At 67.6% G+C, this 17,307-nt stretch carries 16 protein-coding genes; 12 read left to right on the top strand and 4 right to left on the bottom strand.

The annotated features are described in order from the left end of the window. Nucleotides 1-19 precede the first annotated feature (19 nt). Together ACIBK2_RS31175 and ald are read left to right on the top strand one after the other, a co-directional pair. Nucleotides 20-787 (top strand): MBL fold metallo-hydrolase, encoded by a 768-nt coding sequence (locus ACIBK2_RS31175; protein ID WP_396972323.1) that lies wholly within the window; start codon nucleotides 20-22, stop codon nucleotides 785-787. Between the two features lie 626 nt (nucleotides 788-1,413). Then, the gene (ald, locus tag ACIBK2_RS31170; RefSeq protein ID WP_396972321.1) at nucleotides 1,414-2,526 is read left to right on the top strand and encodes an alanine dehydrogenase; all 1,113 of its coding nucleotides are present in this window, start codon (nucleotides 1,414-1,416) and stop codon (nucleotides 2,524-2,526) included. A 1,426-nt stretch (nucleotides 2,527-3,952) separates the two neighbouring features. On the opposite strand, the gene sigJ is transcribed toward ald, so the two are convergent. Further along, a complete protein-coding gene (sigJ, locus tag ACIBK2_RS31165; RefSeq protein ID WP_396972319.1) occupies nucleotides 3,953-4,915 on the bottom strand; it encodes an RNA polymerase sigma factor SigJ in 963 nt (320 codons plus the stop codon). Nucleotides 4,916-5,390: 475 nt separating this feature from the next. On the opposite strand from sigJ, the gene ACIBK2_RS31160 reads away from it, so the two are divergent. After that, nucleotides 5,391-6,308, top strand: a complete 918-nt coding sequence (locus ACIBK2_RS31160; protein WP_396972317.1) for a cobalamin biosynthesis protein — start codon at nucleotides 5,391-5,393, stop codon at nucleotides 6,306-6,308. 337 nt (nucleotides 6,309-6,645) lie between these two features. Here the strand turns inward: ACIBK2_RS31160 and ACIBK2_RS31155 are convergent, their stop codons facing one another. Together ACIBK2_RS31155 and ACIBK2_RS31150 are read right to left on the bottom strand one after the other, a co-directional pair. Beyond that, on the bottom strand, nucleotides 6,646-7,563 hold the full coding sequence (locus tag ACIBK2_RS31155) for an SURF1 family protein (RefSeq protein ID WP_396972315.1): 918 nt from the start codon (nucleotides 7,561-7,563) through the stop codon (nucleotides 6,646-6,648). Further along, nucleotides 7,563-8,063, bottom strand: coding sequence for a low molecular weight protein-tyrosine-phosphatase (locus ACIBK2_RS31150; RefSeq protein WP_396972313.1), 501 nt, complete (start codon nucleotides 8,061-8,063; stop codon nucleotides 7,563-7,565). Before ACIBK2_RS31150 ends, ACIBK2_RS31155 begins: the two co-directional genes overlap by 1 nt. Nucleotides 8,064-8,107: 44 nt before the next feature. Here ACIBK2_RS31150 and cobC point away from each other — a divergent pair, with 44 nt between their 5' ends. Both cobC and ACIBK2_RS31140 read left to right on the top strand, forming a co-directional pair. After that, entirely contained in the window at nucleotides 8,108-9,148 is a 1,041-nt protein-coding gene (cobC, locus tag ACIBK2_RS31145; RefSeq protein WP_396972311.1) for an Rv2231c family pyridoxal phosphate-dependent protein CobC, read from the top strand. Nucleotides 9,149-9,377: 229 nt separating this feature from the next. Continuing rightward, nucleotides 9,378-10,499, top strand: coding sequence for a Nif3-like dinuclear metal center hexameric protein (locus ACIBK2_RS31140; RefSeq protein WP_396972309.1), 1,122 nt, complete (start codon nucleotides 9,378-9,380; stop codon nucleotides 10,497-10,499). 233 nt (nucleotides 10,500-10,732) lie between these two features. On the opposite strand, the gene ACIBK2_RS31135 is transcribed toward ACIBK2_RS31140, so the two are convergent. Then, entirely contained in the window at nucleotides 10,733-11,011 is a 279-nt protein-coding gene (locus tag ACIBK2_RS31135; RefSeq protein WP_396972307.1) for a hypothetical protein, read from the bottom strand. A 164-nt stretch (nucleotides 11,012-11,175) separates the two neighbouring features. On the opposite strand from ACIBK2_RS31135, the gene ACIBK2_RS31130 reads away from it, so the two are divergent. The 7 genes from ACIBK2_RS31130 (at nucleotide 11,176) to ACIBK2_RS31100 (ending at nucleotide 17,289) form a co-directional block, all read left to right on the top strand. Continuing rightward, nucleotides 11,176-11,817 carry a hypothetical protein gene (locus ACIBK2_RS31130; protein ID WP_396972305.1) on the top strand — a complete coding sequence of 214 codons (642 nt, stop codon included), beginning with the start codon at nucleotides 11,176-11,178 and terminating at the stop codon, nucleotides 11,815-11,817. Nucleotides 11,818-11,967: 150 nt separating this feature from the next. After that, nucleotides 11,968-12,705 carry a zinc ribbon domain-containing protein gene (locus ACIBK2_RS31125; RefSeq protein WP_396972512.1) on the top strand — a complete coding sequence of 246 codons (738 nt, stop codon included), beginning with the start codon at nucleotides 11,968-11,970 and terminating at the stop codon, nucleotides 12,703-12,705. A 25-nt stretch (nucleotides 12,706-12,730) separates the two neighbouring features. Next, a complete protein-coding gene (locus ACIBK2_RS31120; protein ID WP_396972303.1) occupies nucleotides 12,731-13,873 on the top strand; it encodes a bifunctional RNase H/acid phosphatase in 1,143 nt (380 codons plus the stop codon). A 539-nt stretch (nucleotides 13,874-14,412) separates the two neighbouring features. Continuing rightward, entirely contained in the window at nucleotides 14,413-15,117 is a 705-nt protein-coding gene (locus tag ACIBK2_RS31115) for a S1 family peptidase (protein ID WP_396972301.1), read from the top strand. Between the two features lie 130 nt (nucleotides 15,118-15,247). Next, nucleotides 15,248-15,736: a GNAT family N-acetyltransferase gene (locus ACIBK2_RS31110; protein ID WP_396972299.1), complete on the top strand. Its 489-nt coding sequence runs from the start codon at nucleotides 15,248-15,250 to the stop codon at nucleotides 15,734-15,736. Nucleotides 15,737-15,796: 60 nt separating this feature from the next. Next, the gene (locus ACIBK2_RS31105; RefSeq protein WP_396972297.1) at nucleotides 15,797-16,825 is read left to right on the top strand and encodes a YihY/virulence factor BrkB family protein; all 1,029 of its coding nucleotides are present in this window, start codon (nucleotides 15,797-15,799) and stop codon (nucleotides 16,823-16,825) included. Next, complete coding sequence (locus ACIBK2_RS31100; protein WP_396972295.1) at nucleotides 16,825-17,289, top strand: hypothetical protein; 465 nt, start codon at nucleotides 16,825-16,827, stop codon at nucleotides 17,287-17,289. Before ACIBK2_RS31105 ends, ACIBK2_RS31100 begins: the two co-directional genes overlap by 1 nt. Nucleotides 17,290-17,307: the final 18 nt, after the last annotated feature.

Below are 17,307 nucleotides of genomic sequence, written 5' to 3'. Positions count from 1 at the left end.
AGTCGGCAAACTCGACGGCATGACCATCGAACACGGCAACCAGCTCGAAGTACTGCACATCGGCGGACCCACGGTGCGCCTCCGGTATGCGGGCCAGACCTTCCTGACCGACCCCACCTTCGACGAGCCCGGCGACTACCCGTCGGGTCCGGTCACTCTGCACAAGCTCAACGGTCCGGCGGTGTCTGCGGACCAGGTCGGTGCGGTGGACGTCGTGTTGCTCTCGCACGACGAGCACGCCGACAACCTGGACAACTCCGGTCGCGAATTCTTGAAGACCGCGGGCGCGGTGCTGTCTACGCCCGGCGCTGCGGAACGGATCAATGGTGTTCGGGGACTGGAGAATTGGGAGTCCGTGACGATCGGCGGGGTCCGGATCACCGGCGTGCCCGCGCTGCACGGGCCCGAGGGCTGCGAATCGTTGACCGGGATCGTCACCGGCTTCGTGCTGCAGGCCGACGGGCAGCCGACCGTGTACGTCTCGGGTGACAACGCCTCCGTCGATCGCGTCGCGCAGATCGTCGAGCGGATCGGGCAGATCGACGTCGCGGTGCTGTTCGTCGGCGCGGCCAACGTCGGTCACTTCGGCGACATCGACCTCACCCTGAACGCCCGCACCGCGGTGCAGGCCGCCGAGCTGCTCGGCGACGCGGTGATCGTGCCGGTGCACGGCGAAGGATGGGTGCATTTCAGCGAGACGCTGGATCGGCTGAGTCTGCTGTTCGAGTACGCGGGGCGCGAGAAGCAGCTGCGGATTCCGCCGCTCGGCGCCGAGATCACTGTCTAACGGACGTACCCGGCCTGCGCGGACACTTTTCGCTCGGGTTTCGCATGAGATGCTGCCCTGAGCGCGAAAGTGTCCGCTCCGGCCGGGCGGGTGTACTACTTCGAGCATCGACAGTGGGGCAACCCCGTGCGACGGATCTGCCACGCGTTGGCGCAGCGACTGCGGACAGCCGGGGCGACGCACCTCCGCACGGACGCAACCGCCCGTCGCCGCGTAAGTAATGGTGTGACGCGCATGGAATTGCTGGCTGATCCGCGCGCATGCCGCTGAAGTATGCGCGGCGGCGGTACGGGTCGGGCTCGCCGCGGCGACCCGCGTGGGCTCAGGTGAGTTAGCTGGTTCAGCTGTGTGGCGAATTCTTCGGCGTCGGTGACGTAGCCGATGTGGTTGCTGACGAATTCGACCACTTCACGACCGAGCTCCTCGTCGAAGGGCTGCGGGCTGGTCGCTGTTGATCAGGCGGGCCCGCGGAATCGGCGTCCGATCAGCGCTGATTGTCTAGGTCGCCGTCCGGGTGCTGATCAACTTGCGCAGAAATGGCCGGTGAGCGGGCGGTCTCGTGATCATCGTGTGATACCCGCGCGTCGTTCGTGGCGTGCGCCCGGTGTGGGGTTCACGATGGCGTTATGAAGATCGGAGTGCCACGCGAGGTCAAGGAACAGGAGTTCCGGGTCGCCCTCACACCGGCCGGGGCCGGGGAGTTGGCCGCGCACGGACACGAGGTGCTGATCGAGGCGGGTGCGGGCGTCGGGTCGGGGTTCGGGGACGCCGATTATGCCCATGCGGGGGCGCGGCTGGTGACCGTCGATCAGGTGTGGTGGGAGGCCGACCTGGTGTTGAAGGTGAAGGAGCCGATCGCCGAGGAGTATCCGCGGCTGCGGCGCGGGCAGGTGCTGTTCACCTATCTGCACCTGGCGGCGTCTCGCGAATGCACCGACGCCATCCTGAGCTCCGGGATCACCGCCATCGCATACGAAACCGTGCGGGCCGCCGACGGTTCACTGCCGCTGCTCGCGCCGATGAGTGAGGTCGCGGGCAAGCTCGGCAGTCAGGTCGGTGCCTACCATCTGATGGCGCCACTGGGCGGTGCGGGCATGCTGCTCGGCGGTGTACCCGGGGTGCGCCCGGCCGACGTGGTGGTGCTCGGCGGCGGCATGGCCGGCTCCAACGCGGCCGCGGTCGCCGCAGGCATGGGCGCACGAGTCACCGTGCTGGACACCAACTTGCACCGCCTACGCGAGTTGGACGCACGCTTCGACGGCCGAATCGCCACCGTCGCGTCCAACGCCGCCGAAATCCAACGCGCCGTCGCCGCCACCGACCTGGTCATCGGCTCCGTCCTGGTACCCGGCGCTCGCGCCCCCAAACTCGTCCCCGACGATCTAGTCGCCCAAATGCGCCCCGGCTCGGTCCTCGTCGACATCGCCATCGACCAGGGCGGCTGCTTCGAGGGCTCCCACCCCACCACCCACGCGAACCCCACCTTCCGAGTACACAATTCGCTGTTCTACTGCGTAGCAAACATGCCAGGAGCCGTCCCTCATACCGCCACCGTCGCCCTCACCAACGCGACTCTCCCGTACGTCCGCGCCATCGCCGCCCTCGGCTGGAAAGAAGCCTGCACCGCCAATCCCGACCTCGCCCACGGTTTGACAGCCGACGCAGGCAGGCTGCTATCAGTGGAAGTAGCTGCGGCACATGGATATACGACCGCGAAGCCCGTTGGCCTGGCAGGCTGACTCGATCCGCGCTACGTCGGTCGCGGACCTGTGTTACCGGTGGGCTGGCAGGCTGACTCGATCCGCGCTGCGTCGGTCGTGGACCTGTGTTACCGGTGGGCTGGCAGGCTGACTCGATCCGCGCTGCGTCGATTGTGGACCTGTGTTACCGGTGGGCTGGCAGGCTGACTCGATCCGCGCTGCGTCGATTGTGGACCTGTGTTACCCGTGGGCTGGCAGGCTGACTCGATCCGCGCTACGTCGGTCGCGGACCTGCGTTATCCGCAGCCCGGCGGGCTCGCGCGATCTGCGCCAGTTCGGTTGCGCGCCTGCATAACCCGCCTCGCCGCCCCCGGCCGATCCCACAGAACGTCCATACCTCTTACAGGATCCCAGCGCCCGCCAGGACCCTGTGAGAGGTATGCAACCTCTGTGAGATCCCCTCCACACCAACACATTCGACCCCACTGGAGCGCGCAGAGCGCAACCACGGCCAGGTCGCCACGCGAGAACCCATCCGCACACCGACTGCGTCAGCCTCGCACCCCCTGTACCGGGTGTGTAGCTGACACAGCGGGTGCACGGCTTGTATCTGCACCACCCGGGAGCCGAGATTCGCTGATTATCGACCTCTCGCAACGCCACCACGGCAAGGTCGCCACGCGAGAACCCATCCGTACACCCACTGTGTCAGCCTCACACCCCCTGTACGCCGGGTGTGCAGCTCACACAAAGGGGGAGCGGCCTCCAACTCGCCACGCCAACAGCAGAATCCGCACCTTAACTCGGGATCGGCACTCGGAATAGGGCCCTTCTCCGAGTGCCGATCCCGAGAGAGAGTGCAGATCTTGGGCATACCGGCTCAGGCAGCGCCTGGCGGGTGTGACCGACCACCGAAACCACCGCTGACCACCCCCGTTCTTGTCCAAAGCGCTTGTTACGGAACCACAGCCAGATGACCACCTCCAGAACGCGGCACCGCGCACCTGACGCACACCTAAAGCCGGGTACCCCACCTGACGTGCTCAGCACTACTCACGGGAAAACGTGGATAGGTCTTCAGCTTCTATGAGCTGCTCATGTGCGGAGGTCTAAGAAGCACTTGCCCGGATAGGTCCACTATTCCGAGGGTCTCTGTGAGTACAGGTCCGGGTTAGTGTGCGGAGAGATCTCCGGTGGTGTGCTGTCCCCGGGGTTTTCGACTGGTTCATCGGATGACCGGAGTAGTGCTGGGCACGTCAGGTGGGGTACCCGGCTTTCTCTTCCGCAGCCTGTGATGGGCAAGGTCTGGGTTCCAGCGTGAGGACTGGCTGTGGTGCTGTTTTCAAGCGTTCTTCCAGCCGGTGACATTCGAGGCGGCGGTGAATTCGGGACAACCGCGCCCGTTGTGTCAGCCGCACACCCAGCAGTGGGGGTGTGCGGCTGACACAAGCGGTGTGGGGGTGGACTATTCGTCCTCGGTGGGGGTTGCGCCGAGGTACCAGTCGGGCTCGCCGGTGGTGGGGAGGTCGTGCAGTTTGTCGGGGTTGCGGACGACGTTGATGGCGACGATGCGGCCGTCATCGATGGTGAAGGCGAAGACGCCGGTGTGGTTGCCGTCGAAGACGACCAGGCCGGGGGCGCCGTTGACCAGCACCGCGCGGCCCCACCCGTTCGCCGCGGACGGGGCGTGGTACCAACCGAGCAGCATCTTGGCGATGAGTTCGGCGCCGTGCACCGGCTGGCGGATCGCGGGGACCTTGCCGCCACCGTCGGCGGTCAGGCTGACGTTGGTATCGAGCACGCCGAGCAGCGCGCTGAGATCACCGGAGCGCCAGGCGACCGCGAAGGCGGAGACGACCTTCTCCTGCTCGTCAGGCGAGGCGGGGAAACGCGGCGTGCCGTCCTCGACACGCTTACGGGCGCGCGAAGCGAGCTGCCGCACGGCGGCCGGGGTGCGGCCGACCACCTCGGCGACCTCCGGGCCGGTCATGCCGAACACGTCCTGCAGCACGAACGCGGTGCGCTCGGCGGGCGACAGGGATTCGAGCACGACCAGCAGCGCCGTGGTGACCCGCTCGTCCTGGGTGATCCGGTCCGCCGGATCGTCCCAGCTGGTGACCTCGGGCTCCGGCAACCATTCGCCGACATACTGCTCGCGGCGGGCGCGGGCCGAGCCCAGCTGATCCAGCGCGAGACGCCCGGTGACGGTGCTGAGCCAGGCGCGCAGGTTCTCGATCTGCCCTGCGGTACCCGCCTCGTGCTGGCGCTGCAGCCGCAGCCACGCGTCCTGCACCACGTCGTCGGCGTCGGTGAGGCTGCCCAGCGTGCTGTAGGCGAGCCTGCGCAGATACGGCCGGTGCTCCTCGAATCGCCGAGCCAGTTCGGCCTGGTCGATGGGCTCGGGAGTGCTTGGCTGTTCGGAAGTCACTGCTGTTCGCCGTTCGGTCGTTCCGCCCCGCCGGGCGTGAGTCCTATGAGTGCGTCGCCGGGTAGACGACGCAGCAAATCAGAGTGTGACACGCCGCCCAAAACCGACCCGCCACGCCCGCCACCAGCGAGGTCTGCGTCACTAGCCCGGCCGATCACCCATGAAACCCGCACGTTTCGCCTGCCGCGCAGGATTTGGCTTGCCGCGCACGAAGCAGCAGGCAATTTCATGCGCGGCTCGACAAATCGTGCGCGCCAGCCGACGTACCCGCGGCTTGCGGCGCATGAATTGGCGCGGCGCGCACGAAGCGACCGGCGATTTCGTGCGCGGCTCGACAGTCCGTGCGCGTGGTTGCGGCGTAGGGAAGTCTGCCTGGTGTCGCGAGCGGGACGCGGTGGCGGCATTCGTTCGAGAGGAGCGTCATCGTGTGCGCGGTGGGGGTTGTTCGGGTGGCGGGACCGGATAGGCTCGGCGGGTGCAGAAGGGGACCTCGACCGCGGCTGGGTTGCTGCTCGGTTTTGCGCTCGATCGGGTGTTGGGGGATCCGCGGCGGTGGCATCCGGTGGCCGGATTCGGTTCGGCGGCAAGTGCGCTCGAATCGGTGACCTATGGTGATCGGCGTAGTGCGGGGGTGCTGCACGAGGTGCTGTTGGTGGGTGGGGTGGTCGGGTTGGGTGTCGGGGTTCGCGGGCTCGGACTGCCCGTGACCGCGCTGGCTACCTGGACGGTGCTCGGCGGGCACAGTCTGGCGAAGGCGGGTAGCGAAATGGCCGACCGGCTCGAGGCAGGCGACCTGGACGGCGCGCGTGCCCTGCTTCCCTCGCTGTGCGGCCGCGATCCCGAGGTGCTCGACGCCGACGGATTAGCCCGCGCCGCACTGGAATCCATCGCCGAGAACACCTCCGACGCGACGGTGGCCCCGCTGGTCTGGGGCGCGATCGCCGGCGTGCCCGGCCTGCTCGGCTACCGCGCGATCAACACCCTCGACGCCATGATCGGCTACCGCAACGACCGCTACCGCCACTTCGGTTGGGCCGCAGCCCGCACCGACGACCTGGCCAACCTCCTCCCCGCCCGCCTCACCGGCCTGCTCACCGTCGCCCTCGCCCCAGTGGTCGGTGGCCGCCGCGCCGCCGCCCTGCACGCCTGGCGCCGCGACGCCGCAAAACACCCCAGCCCCAACGCGGGCGTAGTCGAGGCCTCGATGGCAGGCGCCCTCGGCGTCCGCCTCGGCGGCCGCACCCAATACCGCCACGGCACCGAACTCCGCCCCACCCTCGGCGACGGCCCCGCCCCAACAGTCGCCGATCTCCATCGCGCCGTACACATGTCGGAATCCGTGCAGTTGGCGTCGGTTCTGGTGGCAGCGCTGTGGGCGATCATCAGGCGCTAGGCCGCAGATGATCGCGAAGTTTGTTGGGCCACCGCACGACTCGTAGACGCTATGACCGAAAGAATTAGCGGCCGTGGAGATTCAGCGGCCGTGACCACCGTATGGCCCAGTTCGCCGGCTTTACTGCTGGCATCGGTCGCGGTGGCTGCGCTGTGGTCGACGATCAGGCGCCAGGCCAAAGGTGGTCAGTCGCAGGCGCGGGCTTGCGGCCCGCCAGGCGCGCTGTACGGAAGCGCCCGGAGGTGCTGGGTGGCGGGTTCGATTGCCGAAGGGTGGCAGGGTGCGTGGGGGTGCAGCTGGTAGGTCGGGCGCTGAGCGGTCGCGGTACCGGAACGAGTCAGTCGCGGCCGCGGCCGTAGCGGTCTGCTAGGCGCGCTTCGGTGTTCGGTATTGCGGCGGCGGGAGGTGGTGTGGCGGTGGTGGATTCGGATGCCGGAGAGTCGGCGGGGGTGCTTGCGGGAACCGGTTCGGCGGGTTTGGTTGGGGTGCTTGCTTTTTCCCTGCGGCGCTCGCGGATTTCGGCGTACAGGAAGTAGCCGAGGCCGAGGGGGGCCATGATGCCGAAGGCGAGCCATTGGAGGCCGTAGGAGAGGTAGGGGCCCGCGTCGAGTTGGGGGAGAGGGGTGGGAGTGAAGGCGCCTGGCTGGTTTTCGTCGAGTTGGAGGTAGCCGCCGCGTTCGCCGGTGGGGATCGGGGTCAGTGGCTGTTGCAGGAACGCCGCTTCCTGGGTGGTGTCGATCGAGTACACCTGCCGGTAGCCGTCTTGGATCGACGGGTCCTTGCCTGGCGTGATGCCCTCGGACGTCCGGACTCTTGCCTCGAGGCGTTGCGGGCCTGCGGGCGGGTCGGGGATCGGCGGCGGGCGGGAGCCGTCTACTGCCGCGACCAGTCCGCGGTCGATGAGCAGGAGGCGTCCGTCGTCCAGCCGGAACGCGGTGAGCACGGAATAGCCGGGGGCACCGTCGAGATGGCGCAGCCGGACCAGCACGGTCGAGTCCGGCAGGTAGCTGCCGGCGGCGGTGACTTTGCGCCATTCGGTGTGCGAGTCGTCCGCGGCGGAGCTGCCGAGGACGGTGGTGATATCGATCGGCGCGGCATCCACCGAGTCGGCGATGAGTTGGTTGCGGTGCGAGGTGCTGGTGTTCTTGCCGAGCTGCCACGGCGCCAGCACCGTGAAGCACAGGTAGGCGAACACAGCGACCACCGCGGCGAGGATCACCCAGCTCGGCCGCAGCAGGAAGGTCAGCTTGCGCATCAGCCGCGCCTGTCGGGCACGGGCTCGCCGAGCTCTTCGCGCACCCAGTCGAGCAGCCCGGGCATCGCCGCCTCGATCTGATCCCGGACCAGTTCGAAGTCCGCGGTGCCGCCGTAATAAGGGTCGGGCACGTCGGGCCCATCGGCGGCCGGGTCGAAACTGCGCAGCAGCCTGCGCCGGTCCGACGGCACCCCGAGCCGAGCCAGTTCACGCTCGTGCGAGGTGTCCAGCGCGATCAGCAGATCGGCGTCGCGATGGTCGGCACCGATGGCCGCGGCGGCATGCCCGGTCGGATAGCCGTACTTGCGCAAGGTCGCGTTGGTGCGCCGGTCCGCATCGTCGCCGACGTGCCACGCACCGGTGCCCGCGCTGCTCACCCGCACCCGATCGGCCAGTCCCGCGCGGGACAGATGCGTCGCGAAAATCTTCTCCGCCATCGGCGAACGGCAGATGTTGCCCGTACAGATAAACGAGACATGCAGCTCACCCACGACAGCCATTCTGGCCGGTCGACCTACGGGCCCGCCACGTAGGGTGTGATCTCGTGCCCGAGGACAGCGTCGATCCCGCGAAACTGCGTCACCACGGCGACGTGGACGCGCGCCCGGGGATGCTCGATTTCGCGGTGAACGTGCAGGGCAGCGCGCCGCCGGACTGGCTGCGGCACCGGCTCGCGGCCCGGCTGGATTCGCTCGGGCGATACCCGAGCGCCGAGGAAGATCACACCGCTCGGTGTGCCGTCGCCGCCCGGCACGGCCGCAGCCCGGACGAGGTGCTGCCGCTGGCCGGCGCCGCCGAGGGATTCGCCATGCTGCCGCGCCTCGCGCCGCGCCTGGCCGCCGTCATCCACCCGTCCTTCACCGAACCCGAACTCGCACTGCGCGAGGCAGGCGTCGCGGTGACCAGGGTGCTGCTCGAGCCGCCGTACACACTCGACCCGATGGCCGTCCCCGCCGAGGCCGACCTTGTCGTCCTCGGCAACCCGACCAACCCCACCTCGGTACTGCACCCCGCCGAAACCATCCGCGCACTGCGCGCACCAGGCCGGGTCATCGTGGTCGACGAGGCCTTCGCCGACGCGATACCGGGAGAACCGGCCTCGCTCGCCGGATTCACCGCCCCCGACGTACTTGTCTTACGCAGCCTCACCAAAACCTGGGCCCTCGCCGGACTCCGCTGCGGCTACTTCCTCGGTCCCCCCGAACTACTGGCCCGCCTGAATCACGGCCGAGCCCACTGGCCCCTCGGCACCCTGCAATTGGAGGCGATCACCGCCACCGCCGAACCCACCGCAGTCGCCGAAGAACAACAGCGCGCCAAGGCCATCGCCGTCGAACGCAACGCAATGATCGATCGCCTGACCGAACTCGGCATCCACGTGCACACGCCAGCCGAGGCCCCATTCCTACTGCTCCACGTCCCCGACGGCGAACTACTCCGAAAACACCTGGCAGACAAGGGTATCGCCGTCCGCCGCGCCGACACCTTCCCAGGCCTCGGCCCAAACCACCTACGGGTGGCAGTGCGCGGTACCGCCGAGGTGGATGAGCTGATCGCCGCGATTCGAACGGCGGACCTGTGGTGATCGCAGGTTGCCGGTGCCGCGATCACGGTGCACGTGAGCCAGGGCGTCGCGCCGACACCTGCCTCGGCATCGCGGTGAACCATCAGGTGGTGGTGCGTGGTGCCGCAGCGGTCGATGAATTGACTAGCGCGACTCGGGCGACGGGCGGTGTGATCTTAGGCCGTGGTCTCGATGCGCATGCGGGAGAACCCTTGCGACAGTGCATGACTGAATCTGAGGAGGGTGAACGATGACTACGTTGGCGGATCTCATCGAGGTGCTCGACGCGGCGTATCCACCGAAGTTGGCTGAGTCGTGGGACTCGGTGGGGCTGGTTGCCGGTGATCCGGGGGAGGTGGTCACTCGGGTGTTGTTCGCGGTCGATGCGACGGCGGGGGTCGTCGAGGAGGCGATCGATTGGCGGGCACAGGCTTTGGTGGTGCATCACCCGTTGTTGTTGCGTGGGGTGGACACGGTTGCGGCCGATACTCCGAAAGGTGCACTGCTGCATCGGCTTATCCGTTCAGGGTGTGCCCTTTTCACTGCACACACCAATGCGGACTCGGCCGATCCTGGTGTCTCCGACGCACTGGCGGCCGCGCTTGGACTCGCTGTTACGGGTCCGATCGATGCGAAACCAGAAGTACCCGTGGACAACTGGGTGGTGCAGGTGCCGCGTGCACACACTGATGCGGTGCTGGCCGCTTTGTTCGCCGCCGGTGCAGGTGGCAGTGGCGACTATCGCGACTGTGCGCTCCGGGTGCCCGCGGTGGGCCAGTTCCGGCCGATGGCGCAAGCGAATCCGACCATCGGCGCGCTCGGCGAACTCCAGCAGGTCGACGAGGACCGGCTCGAGGTGATCGCACCACCCGCCGCTCGCTCCGCCATCCTTGCCGCGCTGCGCGCCGCGCACCCTTACGAGGACCCGGCGTACCACATCACCGAACGCGCCCTGCTGCCCTCGGCGGTCGGCATCGGCCGCGTCGGCACGCTGGCGGCCCCGGAGTCGTTGCGCGCCTTCACCGATCGAGTCGCCGCCGCCCTACCGGCGACCGCGTGGGGTGTCCGCGCGGCAGGCGACCCGGACCGCACCATCTACACGGTGGCCGTCTGCGGCGGCGCCGGTGATTCCTATCTCGACGCGGTAACTCGCCGCGGCGTCGACGCCTACGTCACCTCGGACCTGCGCCATCACCCGGTCGACGAACATCTCCGCAAGGGCGGCCCCGCCCTCATCGACGCCGCACACTGGGCCACCGAATTCCCTTGGTGCGCACAGGCGGAACGGGTAGTTCGCGACGGTCTGCCTGACCTGGAGACGCGCGTCTCGACGCAACGGACCGATCCGTGGACGGTCAGCGCCCCGAGCTGAATTCACGGTTGCGCGAAGCAGTCGGCGGCTACTTCAGCGCCGTGCTGATCGGCGGGGGACCACGTTCCTGTTTGTGCGGGTGTTGGGCAAGCTCAGTCAGAGCGTCTGTTCGACCTGCGGGCGCGCTCGTTCGCACACGTGCAGCGGCTCAGCGTCTCCTTCGACGCAGCGGACCTATTCGCGGACGGTCAGCGCATCCAGCTGCTTTCAAGAGTTGCGCGCCAAGCCCGACGTCAGTAGTTACGCGGCGGCTGGCCCTGCCACGACTGATCCATCGGCTGCTGCGCGCCCTGCATATGCTGGGCCTGCGCCTGACCGAGCAGCTCGGTCACCTGCGGCTGCGTGAGATTCGACTCGGCACCGCACCAGGTGCACTGCAGGGAATGCTTGGTGCTCAAGGGAATCAGCGGGATGAAGAACAGGGTGAACTTGGTGACCAGTTTGTGCAGTGTGTGCGCCGCCGGATTACCGCAACGTCCACACACCAAGGTGAGTACGGCCAGCCGCGTCACATATTGACGCCAACCCCAGATCAACACGGAAAACCCCCGAAATATCGAACTTTGACCCCGCGACCATACCTCCGCTACGGCGTGTCGGGGCGTGTCTGTCGGATTGGTGTGTGCGGTGGACTGTTTCCGCGAGTCGACCGGCGTTCCGGGGGTACAACTACCGCATGAATTTCCCGGTGAACTTCGGCCCAGCGCAGATCGGGTTGATCTTGATCATCCTGGTCGGATTCGCGCTGCTCATCTCCGGGCTGGTGCGCGCCCGACGGGTCGGGCCGCGGGCGCTGATCGCGCGCGGCGGCAGCGGCCTGGTGCTGGTACTGGTCGCGGTACTGCTGCTCTGGCTGGCAACGCTGCTGCAGACCTATCTCGGATTGACCGGAGAAATCAAGGCGGCGCACGTGGTGGCCAAGCCGGTGGCGGGCCAGGAGCACCTGCTCGACGTCGACCTCACCCTCTACGGCGATGACCACCACGACGACCAGCACCTGAAGTACCAGGTCGAGGGCGACATGTGGGTGCTGCAGGCAGGCATCGTCGAACTGGAGCCCTGGGTGAACGCGCTCGGCTTCCACTCCGGATACAAGATCAGCCGGTTGTACGGCCAGCGCCTGGACGGCGTGTCGCCCACCCAGCACCAGATCTTCCTCAACGACGGCGACCAGGACTTCTTCAACGACATGACGAAGGGCCGCTGGTGGACCGAGCCGTTCGTGCGCTCGGCCTACGGCAACGCGGTGATCGCCGTGCCCGGTGAATACGACGTCTTCGTCTCCAGGGACGCCATCAAAACCCGCGCACCCGCATAACCTCGAGCTCCTGACCGGCCCGATAGCGTAGCCACGCCCGGGCAACCGCCCCGTCCACACCGATTGGAGCGGCGTCGGTCAGCGCGGCCGGGTCGGCGGGGTACGGTTGAACACCGACCCCAATCCATAGTGTTCAGGAGTTTGTCCGCGTTGAATGTCGAACCACCGACCCAGGCCAAGCTGCTACAGCTCGCCGCTGTCGACGCCGAGCTGAATCGGATCGCGCACCGCCGCACCGTGCTGCCCGAACAGCAGGAGGTGGACCGGCTGGAGGCCGAGCGTAACGCGCACAAGGATGCCGCCGTCGCCGTGCAGATCATGCTGGACGACCTCGACCGCGACATCCGCAAGCTGGAAGGCGAGGTCGAGGCTGTCCGCAAGCGCGAGGAGCGCGACAAGGGCATGCTGACCGCCGGATCGGTGAACGCCAAACAGCTTTCGGAGATCCAGCACGAGCTCGGCAGCCTGGAGCGCAGGCGCTCGGTGCTCGAGGACGAACTGCTCGAGGTGATGGAGAAGCGCGAGGCCTCGGCCGACGACTACCAGCACGCGGGCGCCCGGCTGGACAAGACCGAGCAGGAGCTCGCCGACGCGCTGACCCAGCGCGGCGAGGCGCTGGCCGATCTCGAGGTGGCCCAGGGCCGTTGCGAAGCCGACCGGTCCAAGCTGATCTCGCTGTTCCCGGCCGACCTGATGGCGATCTATGACCGGCAGAGCGCCCAGCACGGTGTCGGCGCGGCGCTGCTGCAGGCTCGTCGCTGCGGCGCGTGCCGGATCGAGCTCGATCGTGGCGAGATCGCCAGGATCGCGAAGACCGCCCCGGAGCTGGTCGTGCGCTGCCCGGAATGCGGCGCAATCCTGGTGCGCACCAAGGAATCGGGGCTGTGAGCGCTCGCACGAGGCGGTCGCCGCGGTGACCGAGCGCGAGGTGATCGTCGAGGCCGACGGCGGTTCGCGGGGCAACCCGGGACCGGCGGGTTACGGCTCCGTCGTCTTCGCCGCCGACCATGTGCGGGTGCTCGCCGAACGACGCGAGTTCATCGGCATCGCCACCAACAATGTCGCCGAATATCGCGGCCTCATCGCCGGTTTGGAGGCGTCCGCCGAGCTCGGTGCCGAGATCGTCACGGTGCGAATGGATTCCAAGCTGGTCGTCGAGCAGATGTCCGGGCGCTGGAAGGTCAAGCACGCGGCCATGATTCCGCTCGCCGACCGGGCCCGCAGGCTCGTCGCGGGTTTCGAACGGGTGAGCTTCACCTGGATTCCGCGCGCCGAGAACTCGCACGCCGACCGCCTCGCCAACGAGGCGATGGACGACGGCACCCTGGTCGACGAGGTGCGCACGGCCCGCGAGGCCGAAAAGCCCACGGCCGCACCGGTTCGTCTGGACCCGGTCGCCTCGGCCGTCGCCGCGCAACCCGCACCGGGCTGGTCCGGTGCCACCGGTCGCCCGACCCGGCTGCTGCTCCTGCGCCACGGTCAGACCGAACTCTCTGTGCAGCGCCGCTATTCGGGTCGCGGCAACCCGCCGCTGACCGAACTCGGCCAGGAGCAGGCCGCACGTGCCGCCAAAATGCTTGCTGCCAAAGGCAATATCACTGCGGTGCTGACTTCCCCGCTGGGCCGGGCCCGCGAAACCGCGGAGGCCGCCGCCACCGCGCTGGACGCGCCGCTCACCGTCCTGGACGGGCTCATCGAGACCGACTTCGGCGAGTGGGAAGGGCTGAGCTTCGCCGAGGCCGCCGAACGCGATCCGGAATTGCATGCCCGCTGGCTCGGTGATCCTTCGCTGCCCGCCCCCGGTGGGGAGAGCTTCGACCAGGTCCGGGAGCGGGTAGACGCGGTCCGCCGCGACCTGATCGGGCTGTATCCGGGAGCGAACCTCGTGGTGGTCAGCCACGTGACGCCGATCAAGACGCTGCTGCAGCTGGCGCTCGGTGTCGGGCCGTCACTGCTGTACCGGCTGCATCTGGATCTGGCGTCGCTGTCGATCGCGGAGTTCTATCCGGATGGCGGTTCGTCCGTGCGGCTGGTGAACGACACGTCGTACCTGTAGCAGGCGGATCACCTACTGCTTCAACGCATTTAAGGCCGACTAACAGTCGGCTGATCGACCATCGGTGTTCACCTGCCCGTCGCCTGATGCTCGGCGCCGGTCATCCTGTTCTGCCACCATCTGCCCAGGATGAGGTAGTCGGTCGCGAGCCCGGGGCCTGGCGGTTTCCGCCCGGATTCGCGCGCGGTGGTCGGGCAGCGTATAACAGTTGAGTCTCGTCGGCCGGGCAAAACGGCCGCAGCTGGGGTGGGTGAGGGTGAAAGTCAGTTCGGGCGAACGCTTTTCCGGGTCGACGCGGAGCCATGTGGCTCAGGTCTCGAGTGTCCATCCGATGTGGCACAGCGCACAGATGTGTTGTGGACCCGCCCATTCCCTGTCAATGCTGAGTTAGCCAGTGGATAACCAGCGTCGATGAATTTCTCTGCGCAGGCGTTTTCGCTTGCTGATCCGGCGACCGCAGATTGTGTCGGGGGCGGTTCCCTCCCCGGTCCTGGTGAGCGCGCAGTACTGGCGCGCTCACTTTTTCGAAAAGGAGAGAAGTGACAACGAAATTCAGATCGATGGCCCTCGCGACGGCGGCCATCGCGTCGGTGGTCGTCGGTGCCGCGGGCACGGCGTCGGCGGCGCCCACCGCGGTGCTCGGCGGCAGCTCCGGCATCGCGTTCGACAACGACTCCGTGTGTTCGCTGACCGCTATCGGTCACGACGGCGCGGGCAGGCTCGTCGGCATCACCGCGGGCCACTGCGCGCCCACCGGCGCCAGGCTGATCTCCGAGCGCACGCCGGCGGCCGGAGTGCTCGGCACCGTCGCGTACTCCGATGACGGCAAGGGCCTGGACTACGCCGTGCTGGAACTGGATCCGGCGAAGGTCACCCCGGTCCGCACCGTCGGCCCGACCACCATCGCGGGCATCGCCGACGCGCCGGGCCCCGGCGCCACGGTGTGCTCCAGCGGTCGTACCACCGGCACCGACTGCGGCGTGGTGTGGGGTGAGCTGGAAGGCACCAGCATCAACCAATACTGCTCCAAGCCAGGCGATTCCGGCGGTCCGGTCGTCGTCGGCGACCGGCTGGTCGGCATGAATCAGGGACGGCTCACCGGGCTCGGCCCGGTCGGCTTCGACGTGCCGTGCACCAACGCGGCCAACCCCGTGCACTCGCCGGCCTTCTTCCAGCCCATCGTGGTGATCCTCGCCGCGATCAACGCCCAGGGTGGCGTCGGGGCCGGATTCCAGCCCATCTAGTCGAGGTCGGGAATTCGCCGCGGCCGCCGGCTCACGCAGCGCGGCCGCGGTGAATTCGTCGAGGGGGTAGCGCTCGGTCCACCGCCAAAAGTGTTTGCGCAGGCAGTTGCCTGGCAAGTAGAAAAGGCGGGTGAGCTTATCGACGATCGACATCCGGCTGTTGACCGCCGACGAATGGGAAGTGTTCCGGCGGATTCGATTGCGGACGCTGACCGACAGTCCGCAGTTCTTCGGGTCGACCCTGGCGGAAGCGCAGGCTCGCACCGAGGCGGATTGGCGGGCGGCGCTGGAGAATCGGGCGCAGTTCATCGCTAGCGCCGAGGGGGCTGAGCTCGGCACGGTTGCCGGTATGTCAGACCCCAAACGTGGTGGTGTGCATCTGATTTCGATGTGGGTGGCGCCCGAGGCGCGGGGCACCGGGGTTGCCGATCTGCTCGTGCGCACCGTCCTCGACTGGGCTGTCGCCGGTGGGCACAACGCGGTGTGGTTGGAGTTCGCCGAGGGGAACACCGTGGCCGAACGGCTGTACCTGCGAAACGGATTCGTGCGAACCGGGGTGAGTGGTTTCGTCAGACCGGACGAACCCCGCGTCGAATTCGAGATGGTGCGCAAGCTGTAGCTCGTCGAGTTTGCCCGCTCGGTCCCCGGGTACTCGCTCCCCGATCGGGAGGTGACGGGCATGCCGAAGCAGGCCGCGGCGCGGCGCGTACACCGGCTGGTGGACTGGTCGAGCGGGCCATCGGTGCTGCGCTGGCGGTCGTGGTGGGGTGTGCTGCGGCGGACCGTGACGGAGTTCCTCGACGACAACCTCTCGGATTGGGCTGCGGCACTTACCTATTACAGCGTGCTGTCGATCTTTCCCGGTCTCATCGTGCTCACCGCGATCCTGGGGGCGCTCGGTCCCTCCGCCACGCAGTCGCTGGTCGACACCATTCGAGAGATAGGGCCCGGCAGCGGTACCGCGTTGCTCGTCGACTCGGTCAACCAGCTGCAAGGGGCTCGGCAATTGTCGGGGCCGTTGGCGATCATCGGTCTGGCGACGGCCTTTTGGACGGCTTCGGGATACACCGCGGCCTTTATGCGCGCCGCCAACACGATCTATGACACCAAGGAGGGTCGGCCGATTTGGCTGACCGTTCCGGTGCGCATCGGCTTGACCGCGGCGATTGTGGCGTTGCTTGCGTTGTGCGCCATCGGAGTGGTGGCCACGGGCGCGGTCGCCGAGCGGCTCGGGCGGTGGCTCGGCGTCGGGTCGGCCGGAGTGCTGGTGTGGGACATCGCGAAATGGCCGGTGCTGGCGGTGCTGGTCAGTCTGTTGTTCGCGCTGCTGTACTGGGCCGCGCCGAACGCGCAGCAACCCGGCTTCCGCTGGCTCAGTCCAGGCAGTGTGCTCGCTGTGTTGTTGTGGATCGTCGCCTCGGCCGGATTCGCCGTCTACGTCGCCAATTTCGGTTCGTACAACAAGGTTTACGGATCGCTCGGCGGCGTCGCGGTTTTTCTGGTGTGGCTGTGGATCTCCAATGTCGCGGTGCTGCTCGGCGCCGAATTCGATGCCGAGCTCGCCCGCGGTCGGCGCATCGAACAGGGGATGTCGCCGGACGAGGAACCCTTCCTGCCACCACGCGACACCCGTGCGATGTCCGACGAGGACGCCGAACAGCACAGTGACGCTGACGAACACGCGACGTCAGCGGACAGGAGGAAATGATGAGTCCAGCAGAACACTCGGAACACGACAGATTCAACGAGGTGGCCGACGCTGTTCGCGAAAAGGCGGCTGAAGCCGATCATCTCGCGGAAGAGAAGACCGCGGAAATGCGCCGGATCGGCGAGGAGAAGGCGGCCGAAGTGCTGCGACGGGCGGAAGCGAAGGCGGCTGAGGAATCACGCGATACGGCAGCCGCATCCGCCGAGGAGCAGCGGATAACCGAGGAAAAGACCACGGCGGCACGGGAAAAGGCCGCTGAGGCGATCCGGAAATCCGCCGATCTGACCGATCAGGCGACCGTGAAGGCCCGTGTCGCCACCGAACGCGTCGCGCCTGCTGTATCCGAACCCGTTGCGGGACAAGTCCACTCGCTTGCGGACGCGGCACGCCGCCAGCCGGTGCCTACCGCCGCCCTGGTCGCGCTCAGTGTGTTCGTTCTCTGGCGGGTGTTACGCCGACGCTGAGAGTGGGGCTCAACTCTA

This window comes from Nocardia sp. NPDC050175, assembly GCF_044459885.1.
Classification (GTDB): Bacteria; Actinomycetota; Actinomycetes; order Mycobacteriales; family Mycobacteriaceae; genus Nocardia.
This window is presented reverse-complemented; position numbering and strand designations above follow the sequence as displayed.